Source organism: Corallincola spongiicola (assembly GCF_004284785.1).
GTDB classification, from domain to species: Bacteria; Pseudomonadota; Gammaproteobacteria; order Enterobacterales; family Neiellaceae; genus Corallincola; species Corallincola holothuriorum.
Genome location: NZ_SHLY01000005.1, coordinates 191,012 through 208,445 on the forward strand (window position 1 = coordinate 191,012; position 17,434 = coordinate 208,445).

Consider the following 17,434-nt stretch of genomic DNA (forward strand, 5'->3'; position numbering starts at 1 on the left):
GCCATTGTAACGCTTATTTGGAACCTCAAGAAATGATGTCTGCCACAACCGATGCTCTGGCGTCGCTTTTTCAACGTTTTCTTCAAGCAACGCAAGAAGCAACGGGTGAATTGCCAACACTCTGTTCTGATCCTGATTTACCCTCTCCCTGTTTTGTTGATGAGGTTGAGGGTAAAGAGGGCCACAAGCATTGGCAGCCTTTTAAGCGAGACGAGCTGGGCGATTTTAGTAATGTGGAAGAGGCGATTGAGTGTGTGCTTGATGAGAGTGTTAAGGCATTTTATCAAAGCTATTTTTGTGATTCATTGGCGCTGAATTTCGCTGGCCATTCGTTTGATCTTATTCAGGTTTGGAATGAGCAGGACTTCAAAGGATTGCAGCAAAATATGATTGGCCACATCGTGATGAAAAAGCGGCTTGGGCAAAAGATCACACTGTTCATTGGTTGTATCGATGATGACACCATTATTAGTGTCAACAATGAAACTGGGCAGGTGGTTGTCGAAAAAGTAGGCTGTGAGCCTCACAAAGTGCTGGCGGAGACTCTGCCTGATTTTCTTAACGCATTAACTGTCTGAAGCAGATTCATTCTGCTTTTCTATGTGAGCGCGGATCCAGGCGAGCTCGTTGCGGATCGCTTTGAGTTCCGCGAGTACCTCTGCTGAATTTGATGTTTCTGCATTACTGTTTTTAGCTGCCGTACTCGCAGCTGGTGCGGGGGCAGTATCAGCCGCAAGTATCTTTTCCGGTGCTGTTTTCGCCTGTTGTACGGCTGAGATCAGTTCATGCATGCTGACCTGCTTACCGACTCGCCCTTTTAGTAACGCAACGGAAGGAACCTTACCCTCTTGTAAAAGCTGTTGTAACGCCCTCATTAATTGATTATCCATGTACTTCCTTTAACGCCATCAGAGAAAGTCGCTATGTTAACTTGTGATGGGAAAAATGCCGAGATGGAACGGTGATAACTCGGTTCAATTACGCTTTTACGTCGGCTCTAAGCATGCTGTCTAACTGATCGACAATCTCCGTCCAATCACTATCTTCGCTCAGAGCTTCACGGAGGAAGGTCGCTTGAGATGCGTTCCAAAATGGCGCGTCAGCTAACTTTTGATCAGGGTTAAGTGAATGAGCAATGATGAAATCTTTGAGACTTGTAGGATCTGATGCTAATCCTAATTGAGCAAATAGATTACTCAGGTTATGCGTTGAAGTGTCCACTATGGTGGCCTCACTGTGGTGTATATCGAAAATGCTTCGATGATTTAACGTGGCAGAATAGTGCAATTATAGACTCTAGCTAAGGCGACACGGCTTAGGTTTTCGATTGGCGTTTTCGCAGGAAAATACAATGACAGAACAGAAATTTGAAAGCTTTCAGCAGTTCTATCCATACTACCTGCAAGAACACCGAGACCCGCGATGTCGTGCATTACACTATGTGGGAAGCACCTTAGTGTTGTTGACGACCATCTGGATCGTTTGGCAGGCGCAGTGGCACTATATTTGGCTGCTACCTGTCATCGGTTACGGCTTTGCTTGGTTAGGACATTTTGCTTTTGAACACAATCGGCCTGCGACATTTAAGTATCCCTTGTATAGCCTGATGGGGGATTGGGTTATGTACTTTGAGTTTCTTTGTGGCCGAATTGGGCATCGCTTTAATTAGGTTTTAGCCTTCGCTAACCATTAACGTAGTGACGCTAAAAAAATACCGATGGCTCCAGCTAATGCTGGAGAGCGATCGCTACTACGGAAGGCATTTTGTAGCTTTCCTCTCATTCCAGGGATAGCAAATAGATCAAGAAGCAATGTGTTAAACAGCGCTTGGTCTTGTCGTTTTGCTGTTTTTTCTAAGAACAGCGACAGGTCGGTGTCAATTAATAGCTCCCATCCGCGACCAGCGACGAGAATGAGGAACTCAGCATTATCTCCTAACTCTGAACTCAACAACTTAGGTAGCATAGGGCTTAAGATTGCGTGATGTTTTGGGTGCAACAACATACGGGTTGCGCATAGTTGTTCGGCAATATCGTTACTCTTTTCAAGGTGTAGGGTAACAGCTTTGGCCAGTGTATCAGAGATGCCAACTTGTTCTGCCATGGCCGCTAATCCAGCTTTAACTTCTAGTGGCAGCGCCTGATAGTCTGCGATGCTTGATGCTGAATCGCATTGCTGCTTCATTCTTATTATAAAGTCTGCTACGCCCTGTAATGGCAGTGACTGCCATTGCGAGTAGGGCAGTTGGCCACTGAAGTAGTCGGCGGCTTGTTCATAGTATTTAGATGCTGCTTGCTGTTTCTGTACACGTATGTGGGCGGTGATCAGAGCCAACTGTTGTTGGCTTGGTGCATAGGCGAATGGGTTGCTTTTTAACATTGATTCCCGCTGTTCGACGGCAACTGCATGGTTAAATGCCTGCTGTATCAATGCACATAGTTGGTTTAAGGCGGAAAAGTCAAGCATACCCTGTTCGTCTAAGGGCAGTTTAAGGCACCAAAACGAAGGCTCAAACGGTGCTAATGCCGTTTCTATCACCATGGCAAAAATGGCATGGCGCTGCAGTGGGAAGGGGTAAGGAACTTCCTGTAACTGGAGCTGCGTAAACAGCGTTTGATCCAACAATTCGACTCGCCGGCCCAGATTATAGACGGTCAGGTTAAGCCCCAATTGCTTACAGCATAGATCTAGTTCAGCGTTCATCATCACCCCTCTTGGCTTGGCTGCGCCATTATAGTGGTCCGTTCTATCCCCTCAACCCCCAATTTGCTGTGATAATATGCTGCCGAGATAGAGGAGTTGTTATGAAATATATGGCAATAGAGAAATACCTTGGCGATATATCCAGGTTGTTACGACAATCGGGTCTATGGAGCGAACAGGCACCAGAAGCTGCAGCGCTTAGTTCATCGGCCCCGTTTTGTTGCGACACTTTGTCGTTTCAGCAATGGTTACAGTTTGTTTTTTTGCCGCGAATGCAAGAGATCGTTAATCAGCGAGCGCCTTTACCGACAAGCTGCGATATAGCAACGATGGCTGAGCAGGTACTCGACCTATCCGTGCCAGAGGTTAGACAATTGATTGTTACATTGAAAGCACTAGACCAGTCGTTAACCATGACAGCGGGGCATTAAGGGTGTCGAGTGAACTGAGGATTTTGCACCAAGACCCTTATATAGTGGTTATTGATAAGCCGGGCGGCATGTTAGTCCATCGTTCTTTCATTGATCGTCATGAAACACGCTTCGTTATGCAGACCTTGCGGGATCAACTTGGGCAGCATGTCTATCCCGTGCATCGGTTAGATAAGCCAACGTCAGGATGTTTGATCTTTGCACTGGATCCGTCCACGGCAAGTGCTCTCTCTTTATTGTTTCAAAATGGCGAGATAGAGAAGCAATATCACGCTGTGGTTCGCGGATATGTTAACAGCGCTGATACGATTGACTATCCGCTCAAAGAGAAGCGCGATAAGCATGAAGATAGGCGTACTAGCGAAGATAAACCGCCTCAGCCTGCCGTTACTCACTATCAACCTCTGGAGCAATTGCTACTGCCTATTCCGATAGGGAATTACCCAGAGGCACGCTATTCATTGCTTAAGTTGCGACCAGAAACTGGCCGACGACATCAATTGCGACGCCACATGGCTCATATTTCACATCCTATTGTGGGCGATACCACCCATGGCGATGGTAAACATAACAAACTGTTTCGTCAGGAATTAGGCCTAAAGGGCTTGCTGCTACGTGCGACCCGGATCAGTTTTATTCATCCCGTGAATGACCAGCTTGTTGAATGTGAGGCGGGTTGGGATGAGCTTTGGCGTGGGGTAATACAGTTGCCGAATTGGACAGTTGTTTGAAAATTAATCTGTAAACTAATTACAAACAAAAGGCTGCAGATCGCAGCCTTTTGTTTTTTTTCTACACCGCGCACATATTTGCCATACATCTGAAAATACCAATTAACAAGCGGTCTGCAATCAGTTATTAACGGTAACTTTAGAGCGAATGTTCAGTAACATTTTTTACCAAAGGTTCTATACTTGTAATCATCTTGTGAAGATAGTCACAGAAAAGTTGCTGACTCAGGTTTAGCATCTCCCCTGACTTTTAACGCCGGGGGGTGATTAAAGTCAGGTAGGCAGCGAAAGGCACTTAGCTGAATACCGGAGTGTTAACTAAATGAACACGAAGAGGTTCGTTAGCTAACTCTCCCAAGGGAATGTTGGTTTCTCAAATAACGAAGTAATAATCAAAAAAGGGATTAGTCAAATGGCTAAAATCAAAGCACTTCCAATCGCATTAGCGATCGCATCAGCATTGACTGCTGCTAGCGCTTCTGCAGTAGAATTTCACGGCTATGCCCGCGCTGGTTTGTCAACTACTGGCGCCGGTGGCGAGCAAACTTGTTACGGTTCTGGCGCAGGTGGTCACTATGTTGGTCGTCTGGGCGATGAGTGTGATACATACGTAGAGCTGGATTTGGCTCAAGAAGTTTATAACCGTGACGGTAAAGTTTTCCGTATCGAAGCTATGTGGGCTTCTGATATCGGTAGTCAAGGTAACGACTTCCAGGGTAACAACGGCGATGCTCCTTGGGGTGGTGCAGAATGGGCTTTCCGTCAGTTCTTCTCTACTGCTAAGGGCGTTTTAGGTTTCGCACCGGAAGCAACAGTTTGGGCCGGTAAGCGTTACTATCAGCGTAAAGACGTTCACATCTTGGATTACTACTACCTGAACAATTCTGGCTATGGTGCTGGTATTGAAGGTATCAAGATGGGTCCTGGCCAGTTCTCTTTTGCTTGGACCAATATGGACCAAAACGGCAATGATAAAGATGGCAACGGTACTGTTCTCCAGAACAACAAGCTAGATTTACGTTATGCTGGTATCCCTCTGTGGGGTGATGCAAACCTTGAGTTGGTTGGTATTGCTGCATTTGCTGATGATTCTGACGCTCAGAACGTAGAAACTGAAGACGGCCTGTTGGCAATGGCTGAAATCAGCCACTCTTTGCTCGGCGGTTTCAACAAAATGAGCTTCACTTATGCTAGTGACTCTCTTGCAGACTCTGTCTACGACAACCACACTGGTGGTAACGTTCGTGGTATTAAGGGTGCATGGGGTGACGACGCTGAAACAGCTTATCGCTTCCTCGACTGGGGTGTGGTTAAGTTCGGTAAGAACGTTGAAGTTGGTTACGCGTTCCTTTATCAGCACAAAGAGCAGATTTCTGACAATGAAGTTGACCGCATGAGCATCGTTGCTCGTCCTGTCTACAAGATTGATGATGTTCAGAGTATTGCTCTTGAAGTTGGTTATACTAACGAAGATCCTGATAACGGCGATGAGCAAGACCTGTCTAAAGCTGTTGTTTCTTACAACATCTCAGCAGGTAAGAGCTTCTGGGCTCGCCCTCAAATCCGTTTCTATGGCGGTTCTTTCTGGGGTGACTTGGCAGAAAACAACACCTCTTCTGACCCTGATGGCGATGACGGCAACTTCCGTTTCGGCGCACAGGTTGAAGCTTGGTGGTAAGCCACAGCTTCTTGTTGCATAGCTTGATTTAGTTAAGCAACAATATGATTAAAAGCCCTCGGTAGCTTGCTAACCGGGGGCTTTTTCTATACGGTAATTTTTTTATATACGTTTTATTTTAAGGGTGTGTTTCTTTATGGGAAGTTGGCGGGGATTAGCTGCTGGAATAAGCTTAGTATTTTTCACGGTGTCGCCGGTTCAGGCAGGCTGGTTTGATTGGCTTGGCGGTGGTGAAGAAGCCAGACAGTTAACTGATATTGAGCAGGCTAAATGGGCTTTGTTCAATAAGGAGAGTTGCTGCAAGAATTTATCTCAGCTTAATTACTTTCCTCTTGCTACTTCTTTTAATGAGCAAGTCTATATAGATACCGATGCTCAGGTTTTTGAGTTTAAGACAGGTAAGAGTTTTACTTTGGGTTACAGCCTTCCTCGTGTTGTGGGTCCTTATACTGTCGACATTGTCAGTTTACTTTTTGATGATGTGATTTTCAGCCCCTCGGTGCTCTTGTTAGACGCTGATTTCAATATCACAAGGGCATACTCTAGCAATGAGTTTACCTATCTTCCTGAAAAGATGTTTAATCCAAACCGCCTTGTTACCAGCATTAATATAAATGGCTTTCCTCCTGGGACAGCAGGAGCAGAGGTATATATGTTGATATTGACGACATCTGCTGATTTAGAACGTTCGACACAGATGACCGCGACGATGCGTACCTATGCTCAAACACAAGGGATGGCTGATCCCGGTATACCAGATCCAATCGCTTTGCATAGCGCGGTGGGTAAGTTAAGGATTTCGGTGAATGGTGGCTTCTCAAATTTGGCAGAGGGTGATCAGGTTGATGCGTTTTTTAAGAATATGTTTCCTGACAGTGGCTCTAGTAACTCAGCCCAAGAGTACGTAGACCTTCCTACACCGAGCGAAGTGCCTGATAGATCACCAACGCCAGGGCTCACTTCCGGGGTTGCTACAGGTAATGTTTCTATGCTGCCAGAAACAGAAGACCTCTATAACAACTTGATCGCTCAGGCGGTAGAAGCGAACGATATAGATAAGGCATTAAAATTAGTTGAAGAGGCGGAACGGGCAGGCTCAAGCTCGGCAAGAACGACCTTCATAGATAAAGTTAAGAACATGAAATAGTAGAACTTCTTTGTACCGATTAAAAAGGGAGCCAGTGAGGCTCCCTTTTTTATATCAATTAATCAGAACCGTCTATTCAGCGCTACGAAGCAGGGCATTGATCCCTACTTTAGAACGCGTTTTTGCATCAACCTTCTTCACGATAATCGCCGCATAAAGGCTGTAGTTACCGCATTTAGAAGGCAGGCTACCACTAACAACAACCGACCCAGCAGGGACACGACCATAATGGACTTCGCCTGTTTCACGGTCGAAAATACGTGTGCTTTGGCCGATAAATACGCCCATTGAAATCACTGAGCCCTCTTCGACAATCACGCCTTCAACCACCTCTGAGCGAGCGCCGATAAAGCAGTTGTCCTCGATGATGGTAGGATTGGCCTGTAGTGGCTCTAATACGCCACCGATGCCAACGCCGCCTGATAGGTGTACATTCTTACCAATTTGCGCACAGGAGCCGACAGTGGCCCAAGTATCAACCATGGTGCCTTCGCCAACATAAGCGCCGATGTTGACATAGGAGGGCATCAACACGGCGTCATTCGCAATAAACGCACCCTTACGTACGGCTGCAGGTGGGACGACGCGGGCGCCATCACGTTTAAAATCTTCTTCCGAATAGTTTTCGTACTTCATTGGGACTTTGTCGAAGTACTTACTTTCAGCCCCTTCAACTACGGCGTTGTCATTGATGCGGAAATAGAGCAGTACCGCTTTTTTTAGCCACTGGTGGACAACCCATTCGTCAGCGATCTTTTCTGCGACGCGAGCTTTGCCGCTATCAATCAGCTCGATGGCAGCGATGATCGCTTCTTTGACTTTAGGCTCTACGGTTGATGGCGTGATAGTTTCACGCTGCTCAAATGCCGCTTCAATAATGCCTTGTAGTTCAGTCATTCATTTTCTCCGGTAAAAACAAAGTTAACGTTAATCTATTGTTTGGTTGATTTGAGCTTCCAGTGCATGTTGAAGCTCAATTCGTGCTGTTTCTTCTAAACCGCCACCGACTGAGTTGGTGAGGATGAAAAAATCCTCTGCTCGCTCACCAATGGTGGTGATTTTTGCTGCTTGCAAATAGACATCATGGGTCTCAAATATATCCCCAATGGTGGCGAGTAACCCTGGGTAGTCTAGGGCGACCAGTTCCAACATCGTTCGGCTATGGTCTTCGACATTAAGAAATTTCACCTTGGTAGCCACTGAAAAGTGACGCATCTGCGTCGGTGGTCGACGGGTCGCTTCTCGATCAGTCGCTGGAGATGTCAAGGAGCTGAGCAGTTCGCGCTTTATCTCTTCTACGCGGTGAGGTGCCGTGAGTGGTTCACCGTCCTGCTCTAATACCACGAAGCTATCTAAAGTATGATCGTCTCGGGTACTTTGGATCTGCGCATCATGGACGTTGAGGCCTTTTCGATCTAGCACGCCAACTGTTTTGGCAAATAGCCCAGGACAGTCTTTGGTATAGATAAATATCTCAGTGCCACCACGGGTCATCTGTTTGCTGATAAGTATCAGCGGCTCGTCTGATTGATGGTTAATAATTTCTCGGCCATGCCAGGCAATTTGCTCCGGCGTATGGCGGAGGAAATAGTCATCGAAGAAACGAGATAACAGTAGTTCCACTTGCTCCAAGGGGAATCGCTTTAATAATGCTTTTTCTGCATCAGCTCTGATATTCGCTACCTGTTCAGATGGATCGTAGTCCAACTCCATACCGTTTCTAAACAGTGATTGCGTAGCAAAGTAGAGTTCACGCAGCAATGCCGCTTTCCAAGTGTTCCAAAGATTGTCGTTGGTGGCGCAGATATCAGCCACGGTGAGGCAGTATAAGAAGTCTAGACGCTTTTCGTCACCCACCTTTTCTGCAAACTCTTTGACTACATCAGGATCGTAGATATCTCGCTTCTGTGCGGTGACAGACATCAGCAAGTGGCTTTTAACCAGCCAAGCGACGATTTCTGAATCTTGTTGATTAAAGCCATGCTGCTTACAGAATGCTAAGGCATCCACCGCACCTAATACTGAGTGATCGCCGCCGCGGCCTTTGCCTATATCGTGAAATAGTCCGGCAAGAAACAGCAGTTCGGGTTTACGCATTTTGCGTAATAGCTCACCACAAAGTGGGAAGTTTTGTTCTGCTCTTGGCCTTAGGAAATGATAAGTATTCTGCAATAGGCGATAAGTATGTTCGTCAACTGTGTAGGCGTGGAACAGGTCAAATTGCATCTGACCGACAATCTGCTGCCATAACGGAAAGTAGAGCGCGAGCATTGAGTGCTTATGCATACGACTTACCGGCCGTCCCATACCGCGAGGGTGCTTCAACAACTGCACGAAAAGTCGACGGTATTGTGGGTGATCCACCATGTAGCCCTGGAAGTTACGGCGTGATATTCGCAACTGGCGTATGGTTTCTGCATTGATCCCTTTGATGGCAGGATCATCCGCTATATGAAGAAATAGCTCCAGCATTGCTTCCGGCCGGCGCTCAAAGACTTTTTCATCGATGATCTCCAGCATTTCGCCACGACGCTGAAAATCATCATCGATGGGATAGAGCTTGGCTTTGTTATTTGACCCCAAAATCTCTTGGTCAAACAGCTGCATGAGCATGTCGTTCAGTTCACGCACACGACGAATGGTTTGATAGAACCGCTTCATCATCTTTTCAACCGCGGCGCTACCGTCGTCGCAATAACCAAGAGCGGCAGCTATCTGGGGTTGATGTTCAAACAGTAGGCGGTTTTCGGAACGTTCAGTTTCTACATGGAGGATAAAGCGAACTTGCCAGAGAAACGTCTGGCATTCGATTAACTCTTGATGCTCTTCCTCGGTGAGAAAGTTGTGGGAGATCAGCTCTTGCAGGCTATTGGCATTAAAGTGGCTTTTGGCTACCCAACCTATGGTTTGAATATCACGCAGCCCACCAGGGTTACTTTTGATATTCGGCTCAAGGTTGTAGCCAGTGTCATGAAACTGCTCATGACGGGTTTGTTGCTCGGCCAATTTTGCCTGGTAAAGCTCACTTGACGGCCAAAAGCGTTTGGACTGCACCGCATCTTGCAGTTTATCGAACGGCGTTGTAGCGCCACAGATCAATCGTGATTCCAGCAGATTAGTGCCAATGGTAATGTCGTTTTTACCCAGCTGAAGACACTCTTTAACTGAACGTACCGCTTGACCTACCTCTAAACGTATATCCCACAACCAGGTGATAAATTCGCTAATCTGACTCTTGGCGCTGTCAGGTACTTGGCGTTTGGCTAAAACCAATATATCAACATCAGATTGCGGGTGGAGTTCACCTCGGCCATAGCCTCCGACAGCGACCAGACTGAGATCTTTTATTTCGTTTAAGCCACAGCGTTGCCATAAACTGCTCAGTAAGGCATCAACAAAAGTTGCACGATGATGTACTAACGTTGTGACTGGTAAGCCGGATTGATATTGGGCTCGTAACCAGTTAAGAAAATCACTATTAGCGGTGCGGTAATCCGTGACTTTGCCATCGATCGTTAACTCTTCGATTGCGTTGAGGATCTGCTGCAACTCCATTAATACTCCGTAGCTCAACGTTGGTTAGTCGTGCGAGATCACTCGGTCAATCGTATCGCAATCACGCAGCGTCATAATTTCACAGCCATTTTCTGTCACCAGCAAGGTGTGTTCCCACTGCGCAGAGAGGCTACGATCTTTGGTGATAGCGGTCCAACCATCTTTCATCAATTTCGAGTGGGGTTTGCCAGCATTGATCATAGGTTCAATGGTGAAACACATACCCGCTTTAAGTTGCTCACCGGTTCCTTTTCGACCGTAATGAAGCACCTGTGGCTCTTCGTGGAACTCTTTGCCAATGCCATGGCCGCAATACTCTTTCACTACCGAGTAGCCATGTTTTTCCGCGTGTTGCTGGATGACAAAGCCGATGTCGCCCAAATAAGCGCCCGGTTTAACCAGCTCGATACCTTTATACAAGCATTCCTGGGTTACGCGGATTAATCTTTCCGCGAGGATTGAAGGCTTACCGACAACAAACATTTTACTTGTGTCGCCATGGTAGCCGTCTTTTATCACTGTGATGTCGATATTGACGATATCACCATCCTTGAGTTGCTTGTCTGAAGGGATGCCATGACAAATAACGTGATTTACAGAGGTGCAAATGGATTTTGGAAAACCGTGATAATTGAGTGGGGCAGGGATGGCGTTCTGCACATCAACGATATAATCGTGGCAGATCTGGTTTAGTTCATCGGTAGTAACACCCTTTTTTACATAGGGGCCTATCATCTCCAGTACATCCGCAGCAAGGCGACCGGCGATCCGCATTTTTTCAATGTCGGCCGGTGTTTTAATCACAATACTCATCGTCTGCCCATTTACACTTCATTATTTAAGGAGCGGCAGTATAACAAACTGTAATCAGAGCGTCTTGCTATGCAAACTGATGAATTACGACATTTTCAGTGCGGGAGAATTGCTCGTGGGGGGGTAAATGTGGTATAAAGCGCGCCGAAATCCGTATCACAATTGTTTGTGATACAAACTACCACACACACATTCCGTCACATGCTTCGGGGTGCCTGAAAAGGTCGATTGCATGGGGGATGTGGAGGCTTAACCCCATAGAGGAAATTAAAATGCCTAACGTATCTATGCGTGACATGCTCCAAGCTGGTGTCCACTTCGGTCACCAAACCCGTTACTGGAACCCAAAAATGAAGCCTTTCATTTTCGGTGCTCGTAACAAGGTTCACATCATTAACCTGGAACACACTGTACCTATGTTCAATGAAGCGCTGGCTTTCATCAGCAATGCTGCTTCTAAGAAAGGTAAAGTATTGTTCGTCGGTACTAAGCGCGCAGCCAGCGTTGCAGTGAAAGAAGCTGCTCAGCGTTGCGGCCAGTTCTATGTTGATCACCGCTGGTTAGGCGGTATGTTGACTAACTGGAAAACTGTTCGTCAGTCAATCAAACGCCTTAAAGATCTGGAAACCCAGAGCCAAGACGGCACTTTTGACAAGTTGACCAAGAAAGAGGCGCTGATGCGTACTCGCGAAATGGAAAAGCTTGAAAAGAGCCTTGGTGGTATTAAAGATATGGCTGGATTGCCAGACGTGCTGTTCGTTATTGATGCAGAGCACGAACACATTGCAATTAAGGAAGCCAACAACTTAGGTATTCCTGTAGTTGCTGTTGTTGATACCAACTCTAGCCCTGACGGTGTTGATTACATCGTTCCTGGTAACGACGATGCGATCCGCGCAGTGGGTCTGTATCTTAATGCTGCGGCTGATGCCGTTGTAGAAGGTCGTTCACAAGGCGCTACTGGTGTCGAAGGCGACGGCTTCGTAGAAGAAGCTGTAGAGTAAATAGGGTTTTATTAATCACCCCTTTTACTTACCGCTAAGGTAATGAAACGCTGAAAAGGGGCCAGGTTAAGGCCCCTTTCTTCTAAACTTTACTGGATAATTTTGGCCGGAATACCGGCATGGCGAGGATTGACAGATGGCAGCAGTTACAGCAGCTCTGGTAAAAGAACTTCGCGAGCGCACAGGCGCTGGCATGATGGATTGTAAAAAGGCGTTGGTAGCAGCCGACGGCGATATCGAAAAAGCGATCGAAGAGATGCGCAAATCTGGTCAGGCGAAAGCAGCTAAGAAAGCTGGTCGTGTGGCAGCAGAAGGTATCATCTTGGCGAAAAGCGCCGGTGATAAAGCCGTAATGATCGAGTTGAACAGCGAAACAGATTTCGTTGCCCGCGACGAAAACTTCTTGGCATTTGGTGAGAAGCTGATCAGCTTGGCTCTGGACAACAAGACCGCTTCACTTGAAGCGCTGCTGGCTTGTGAGATGGATGGTGTGGCATTGGATACTGCCCGCACGAACCTGATCACTAAGATTGGCGAGAACATCAACATCCGTCGCGTTGCCTTACTTGAAGGTGCCGATGTTGTTGCTAGCTACATTCACGGCGCACGTATTGGTGTTCTGGTTGCGGCAAATGGCGCTGATGAAGCATTGGCGAAAGATATCGCTATGCATGTTGCGGCAAGCAACCCTCAGTTCCTTAAGCCTGAAGATGTATCTGCTGACGTTGTTGAAAAAGAGAAGCAGATCCAGATTGAAATCGCTATGAACAGCGGCAAGCCAGCCGAAATCGCTGAGAAAATGGTGATGGGCCGGATGAAGAAATTCACCGGTGAAATCAGCCTGACAGGTCAGCCTTTCGTTAAAGATCCTTCAACTTCAGTCGGTGGCTTACTGAAGTCTGCTAACGCTGACGTGACTAACTTTGTTCGTTTTGAAGTTGGTGAAGGTATCGAGAAAGCGGAAGATGATTTCGCGGCTGAAGTGCAAGCACAAGTTGCCGCTGCACAAAAAGCTTAACTCGTTGTAAGATAAGGCAGCCAACTGGCTGCCTTTTTTCCGTCCTTAATTAGTCCGAGAGTACTATGAGTATCAATCCGAAGCCTGCTTATCGTCGAATTTTGTTAAAGCTTAGTGGTGAAGCCCTGATGGGTGATGAGGAGTTTGGCATCGATCCCAAGGTGTTGGGACGTATGGCTCACGAGATTAAAGAGCTGGTTGAGCTTGGTGTGCAAGTGGGGCTGGTGATTGGTGGCGGAAACCTGTTTCGTGGACAGAAGCTGTCCGAAGCAGGAATGAACCGAGTAGTGGGCGACCACATGGGTATGTTAGCGACGGTGATGAACGGACTCGCTATGCGTGATGCCCTGCATCGTGCCTATGTGAACGCGCGCTTAATGTCTGCAATCCCTCTCAATGGGGTTTGTGACAGTTACAACTGGACTGAAGCGATCAGCTTGTTGAAGTCTGGTCGTGTGGTTATCTTCTCTGCAGGAACGGGTAATCCGTTTTTTACCACTGACTCTGCTGCTTGCTTGCGTGGTATCGAAATTGAAGCCGATGTCGTGTTGAAGGCCACTAAAGTTGAAGGTGTTTATTCTGCAGATCCTGTTAAAGATCCTTCTGCCACGCTGTATTCACATTTAAGCTACGATGAAGTGTTGGATCGTGAACTGAAAGTGATGGATCTGTCGGCGTTCACTTTGGCTCGTGACCATAATATCCCTATCCGCGTATTCAATATGAATAAGCCTGGAGCATTACGCTCTGTGATCATGGGTGAGAGTGAAGGCACTCTGATCAGCAAAACGCCTAGCCAAGAAGATTAATAGAATCGAATTACAACGGAGAAAAATCCAGTGATCAACGATATTAAAAAAGATGCTAAGACCCGTATGGAAAAAAGCATTGAATCGCTGAAAGGACAAATGGCCAAGATCCGTACCGGACGTGCCCACCCAAGCCTGCTTGATACTATTATGGTGCCTTATTACGGCGCACCGACACCACTTAAGCAGCTTGCCAATGTGACCGTTGAAGATTCCCGTACTCTTGCATTGACCGTCTTTGATAAGTCATTAGCTGGTGCGGTTGAAAAAGCGATTATGAGTTCTGATTTGGGGTTGAACCCAAATTCAGCGGGCACTGTGATCCGTATCCCAATGCCGCCTTTGACCGAAGAGCGTCGTAAAGATTTAATCAAAGTGGTACGTGCTGAAGCTGAAGCAGCACGTGTTGCGGTGCGAAATATTCGTCGTGATGCAAACAGTGATCTTAAGGAGCTTCTTAAAGAGAAAGAGATCTCTGAAGATGAAGATCGTAAAGGCCATGACGAAGTTCAGAAAATCACCGATACTTTTGTTAAGCAAGTTGATGAGCTGCTTAAGGCAAAAGAGCAGGAATTGATGGCGTTTTAATACGTCACCTTGTCGGTGGTTCTTTGTTCTAGGAAAACGCTGTGTCATCCAACGGCACGGCGTTTTCTATATGTTTCAACAGTTATCTGTTAGGAAGAGTGCAGGTCTGGATGTCAGAGGAAAACCCTTTCGCCAACTGTGTTGAACGATTACCAAAGCATATTGCCATCATCATGGATGGCAATGGTCGTTGGGCACAGCAGAGGAAAAAACCAAGGATTCTCGGACATCGTGCTGGCGTTGCAGCCGTGCGCGAGACTGTTCGTTTGGCGACAAAGTGGCAAATAAAGGCCGTGACGCTTTATGCGTTCAGCAGTGAGAACTGGCGTCGGCCGGATACTGAAGTCAGTTTGCTAATGGAGTTGTTTCTCAGTGTCTTGCAGCGAGAAGCAAAGCGCTTGCATAAGAACAATGTTCGTTTACGTATCATTGGTGACGTCAGTCGGTTCAGTGATCGTTTGCAGGAGCGCATTGCCGCAGCCGAAAGCTTAACCCAGGATAATGACGGCCTGACACTAAATATAGCGGCGAATTATGGTGGACGTTGGGACGTTATCCAGTCAGTGCAGAAGCTTGCACAGTCTTTACAGGTGGGTAGCCTTAAGCCTGAAGATATCACTGAAGAGATGCTATCTGAGAATCTTACAACGGCGCAGCAGGGTGATCCTGACTTGATGATTCGTACCGGTGGTGATTGTCGTATTAGTAATTTCCTTGTTTGGCAAATGGCATACGCGGAAATGTATTTCACCGAAGAACTTTGGCCCGATTTTGGTCAAGCGCTGTTTGAAGATGCGATCAATACTTTCCTTGGGCGAGAGCGCCGCTTTGGCTGTACCGGCGAACAGGTGAAATCTGTTGTCGGCGATACAGAAGATAAATAAGAGGTGATGCTTGCTTAAGCAACGAATAGTGACAGCGTTAGGACTTTTACTTGTAGCCTTGGGTGCGCTGTTTTTTCTGTCTGCCAATGGTCTAGCACTCGCCATGGCGGTAGTTGTTTGGATTGCAGGTTGGGAGTGGTCGCGGTTATGCGGGCTGGTAACTAAGCCATCCCGTTTTGTTCTAGCCACTGCGCTATTTAGTTGTTTTGGCGGCTTACTTTGGCTGATCCCGCCTACTAGTCTAGAAACCCTTACCACTTTAACAAGCCTATTGATATGGGTGCTAGGTCTCGGTTGTGCGTGGTGGGTGTTGGCTGTCATATTGGTGTTTACATTTCCCGCTAGTGCCGCTGTTTGGCAAAACAGTTCCATTTTGAAAGTATTCGCAGGGCTATTGACCTTGTTGCCTTTTGCCGTTGGCGTTCTTTTACTGCGCAGCGCTCATGCATCCTCTTTGGGTATCTATTACGGGGCAGAACTGTTACTTACGGTATTAGCCATGGTGTGGGCTGCTGACTCTGGGGCCTATTTCGCCGGTAAACGATTCGGCAAGCGGAAACTGATGCCGAAAGTAAGTCCTGGTAAAACCATTGAGGGCCTGTTGGGAGGTCTTTGTGCTGCTTCGATTGTTGCATTGGTTGGCGCCTGGTTACTTAATATCGAACCTGCCGACTGGGGCTTTTTTGTCTTAGCCAGTGTGTTAAGTGTATTAGCTTCAGTGTTTGGTGATCTGACGGAAAGTATGTTTAAGCGTCAGGCCGGGGTAAAAGACTCTGGCCGTATCTTACCTGGGCATGGCGGCATTCTTGACCGGATTGATAGTTTAACCGCTGCACTGCCGGTATTTGCTCTCTGTTATTGGTTGTGGATCGTTTAAATGCAAACTGTCTCTATATTGGGAGCGACTGGCTCCATTGGTGACAGTACGCTGGACGTTATCCGTCGTAATCCTGAACGTTTTACTGTTTATGCATTAACGGCGGGAAAAAATGTCACTCGTTTGGTCCAGCTGTGCCTTGAGTTCCGTCCCCGTTTTGCCGTGGTTGCCAGTCAGGCGTCATATAGCGAGTTAAAACTTGCGCTAAAAAATGTGGGTTTAGAAACTACTCCGTTAGCAGGAAGTGATGCCTTAATTGATGTCGCATCTGCAGATGATGTTGATACCGTAATGGCAGCCATTGTCGGTGCTGCTGGCCTTATGCCAACATTGGCTGCGGTTAAAGCAGGCAAGAAGGTGTTACTTGCCAATAAAGAAGCGCTGGTCATGTCTGGTGAGCTGTTTATTGATGCAGTAAAGAACCATAAAGCCACGCTACTGCCTATCGATAGTGAACATAACGCAATTTTTCAGTGCCTTCCTGCATCGGTTCAACAGCAAAGCTCACAAACTTCGTTGTGTAATAATGGCATAGCCAAGATCCTTTTAACTGGTAGCGGTGGTCCATTTTTAAATACACCATTGTCAGAATTGTCTGCAATGACGCCGGAGCAGGCGTGCAAACACCCGAACTGGGATATGGGGCGCAAGATCTCCGTTGACTCAGCCACCATGATGAACAAGGGCTTAGAGTTTATAGAAGCCAAATGGTTGTTTAACGCCAAGCCTGCAGATATCAACGTAGTGATCCATCCGCAAAGTGTTATCCATTCTATGGTGCAGTATGTAGATGGCTCTGTAATCGCGCAGCTAGGTAATCCAGACATGAGAACGCCGATCGCTCATGCGATGGCTTTTCCTGAACGGATCGAGAGCGGAGTGGCGCCATTGGATTTTACGTCGATGGTCGATTTCTCATTTGTCCCGCCTGACTATGCCAGATTCCCTTGCCTCAAGTTAGCTATCGATGCCTGTAATGCAGGGCAATGGGCTTGCACAGCGCTCAATGCAGCCAATGAAGTGGCAGTTGATGCATTTCTTGAGAGGTCGATCAGGTTTACTGATATATCCGCGGTGAACCATCGTGTACTTGATGGGGTCTTACCACAGCAATTAAATAGTTTGGAACAGGTTGTCGAGCTAGATAAAATGGCACGAATGCTGGCCAAGCAATACCTGACAGAGAGCCAATAGTT

Annotated in this window: 19 protein-coding genes; 13 read left to right on the forward strand and 6 right to left on the reverse strand. The window is 47.0% G+C overall.

Features of this window, described 5'->3' with window-relative positions:
• Positions 1-32 precede the first annotated feature (32 nt).
• Positions 33-578 (forward strand): SecY-interacting protein, encoded by a 546-nt coding sequence (gene syd / locus EXY25_RS14485; protein ID WP_130567305.1) that lies wholly within the window; start codon positions 33-35, stop codon positions 576-578.
• On the opposite strand, the gene EXY25_RS14490 is transcribed toward syd, so the two are convergent.
• Both EXY25_RS14490 and EXY25_RS14495 read right to left on the reverse strand, forming a co-directional pair.
• A complete protein-coding gene (locus EXY25_RS14490; protein ID WP_130567306.1) occupies positions 567-890 on the reverse strand; it encodes a hypothetical protein in 324 nt (107 codons plus the stop codon). The two genes, syd and EXY25_RS14490, sit on opposite strands and share 12 nt — an antisense overlap.
• Positions 891-978: 88 nt before the next feature.
• On the reverse strand, positions 979-1,221 hold the full coding sequence (locus EXY25_RS14495; RefSeq protein ID WP_130567307.1) for a DUF2789 domain-containing protein: 243 nt from the start codon (positions 1,219-1,221) through the stop codon (positions 979-981).
• Positions 1,222-1,351: 130 nt separating this feature from the next.
• Between EXY25_RS14495 and EXY25_RS14500 the strand changes: the two genes are divergently transcribed.
• Positions 1,352-1,669, forward strand: a complete 318-nt coding sequence (locus EXY25_RS14500) for an Mpo1-like protein (protein ID WP_130567308.1) — start codon at positions 1,352-1,354, stop codon at positions 1,667-1,669.
• Positions 1,670-1,689: 20 nt separating this feature from the next.
• On the opposite strand, the gene EXY25_RS14505 is transcribed toward EXY25_RS14500, so the two are convergent.
• Positions 1,690-2,706 carry a DUF3549 family protein gene (locus EXY25_RS14505; RefSeq protein ID WP_130567309.1) on the reverse strand — a complete coding sequence of 339 codons (1,017 nt, stop codon included), beginning with the start codon at positions 2,704-2,706 and terminating at the stop codon, positions 1,690-1,692.
• Between the two features lie 98 nt (positions 2,707-2,804).
• Here EXY25_RS14505 and EXY25_RS14510 point away from each other — a divergent pair, with 98 nt between their 5' ends.
• The 4 genes from EXY25_RS14510 (at position 2,805) to EXY25_RS14525 (ending at position 6,690) form a co-directional block, all read left to right on the forward strand.
• A complete protein-coding gene (locus EXY25_RS14510; protein WP_130567310.1) occupies positions 2,805-3,134 on the forward strand; it encodes a YqcC family protein in 330 nt (109 codons plus the stop codon).
• Between the two features lie 2 nt (positions 3,135-3,136).
• Positions 3,137-3,865, forward strand: coding sequence for a tRNA pseudouridine(65) synthase TruC (gene truC / locus EXY25_RS14515; protein WP_207232178.1), 729 nt, complete (start codon positions 3,137-3,139; stop codon positions 3,863-3,865).
• Between the two features lie 412 nt (positions 3,866-4,277).
• Positions 4,278-5,543 (forward strand): carbohydrate porin, encoded by a 1,266-nt coding sequence (locus tag EXY25_RS14520; RefSeq protein WP_130567311.1) that lies wholly within the window; start codon positions 4,278-4,280, stop codon positions 5,541-5,543.
• Positions 5,544-5,667: 124 nt separating this feature from the next.
• Entirely contained in the window at positions 5,668-6,690 is a 1,023-nt protein-coding gene (locus EXY25_RS14525; protein WP_130567312.1) for a MalM family protein, read from the forward strand.
• A gap of 72 nt (positions 6,691-6,762) precedes the next feature.
• On the opposite strand, the gene dapD is transcribed toward EXY25_RS14525, so the two are convergent.
• The 3 genes from dapD to map are packed head-to-tail and all read right to left on the reverse strand — an operon-like array spanning position 6,763 to position 11,058.
• Positions 6,763-7,587 (reverse strand): 2,3,4,5-tetrahydropyridine-2,6-dicarboxylate N-succinyltransferase, encoded by an 825-nt coding sequence (gene dapD, locus EXY25_RS14530; protein ID WP_114338987.1) that lies wholly within the window; start codon positions 7,585-7,587, stop codon positions 6,763-6,765.
• Positions 7,588-7,617: 30 nt separating this feature from the next.
• Positions 7,618-10,245: a [protein-PII] uridylyltransferase gene (glnD, locus tag EXY25_RS14535; protein WP_130567313.1), complete on the reverse strand. Its 2,628-nt coding sequence runs from the start codon at positions 10,243-10,245 to the stop codon at positions 7,618-7,620.
• Positions 10,246-10,269: 24 nt separating this feature from the next.
• Positions 10,270-11,058: a type I methionyl aminopeptidase gene (map, locus tag EXY25_RS14540; RefSeq protein ID WP_130567314.1), complete on the reverse strand. Its 789-nt coding sequence runs from the start codon at positions 11,056-11,058 to the stop codon at positions 10,270-10,272.
• 272 nt (positions 11,059-11,330) lie between these two features.
• Between map and rpsB the strand changes: the two genes are divergently transcribed.
• The 7 genes from rpsB (at position 11,331) to ispC (ending at position 17,432) form a co-directional block, all read left to right on the forward strand.
• On the forward strand, positions 11,331-12,062 hold the full coding sequence (rpsB, locus tag EXY25_RS14545) for a 30S ribosomal protein S2 (protein WP_147271865.1): 732 nt from the start codon (positions 11,331-11,333) through the stop codon (positions 12,060-12,062).
• A 136-nt stretch (positions 12,063-12,198) separates the two neighbouring features.
• Positions 12,199-13,080, forward strand: a complete 882-nt coding sequence (gene tsf, locus EXY25_RS14550) for a translation elongation factor Ts (RefSeq protein ID WP_114338991.1) — start codon at positions 12,199-12,201, stop codon at positions 13,078-13,080.
• A gap of 65 nt (positions 13,081-13,145) precedes the next feature.
• A complete protein-coding gene (pyrH, locus tag EXY25_RS14555) occupies positions 13,146-13,889 on the forward strand; it encodes a UMP kinase (protein ID WP_130567315.1) in 744 nt (247 codons plus the stop codon).
• A gap of 66 nt (positions 13,890-13,955) precedes the next feature.
• Positions 13,956-14,477 carry a ribosome recycling factor gene (frr, locus tag EXY25_RS14560; RefSeq protein WP_425455781.1) on the forward strand — a complete coding sequence of 174 codons (522 nt, stop codon included), beginning with the start codon at positions 13,956-13,958 and terminating at the stop codon, positions 14,475-14,477.
• A 110-nt stretch (positions 14,478-14,587) separates the two neighbouring features.
• Complete coding sequence (locus tag EXY25_RS14565) at positions 14,588-15,361, forward strand: undecaprenyl pyrophosphate synthase (RefSeq protein WP_114338994.1); 774 nt, start codon at positions 14,588-14,590, stop codon at positions 15,359-15,361.
• 10 nt (positions 15,362-15,371) lie between these two features.
• Positions 15,372-16,238 carry a phosphatidate cytidylyltransferase gene (locus tag EXY25_RS14570; RefSeq protein WP_130567317.1) on the forward strand — a complete coding sequence of 289 codons (867 nt, stop codon included), beginning with the start codon at positions 15,372-15,374 and terminating at the stop codon, positions 16,236-16,238.
• On the forward strand, positions 16,239-17,432 hold the full coding sequence (gene ispC, locus EXY25_RS14575; protein ID WP_130567318.1) for a 1-deoxy-D-xylulose-5-phosphate reductoisomerase: 1,194 nt from the start codon (positions 16,239-16,241) through the stop codon (positions 17,430-17,432).
• The last annotated feature ends 2 nt before the right edge of the window (positions 17,433-17,434 follow it).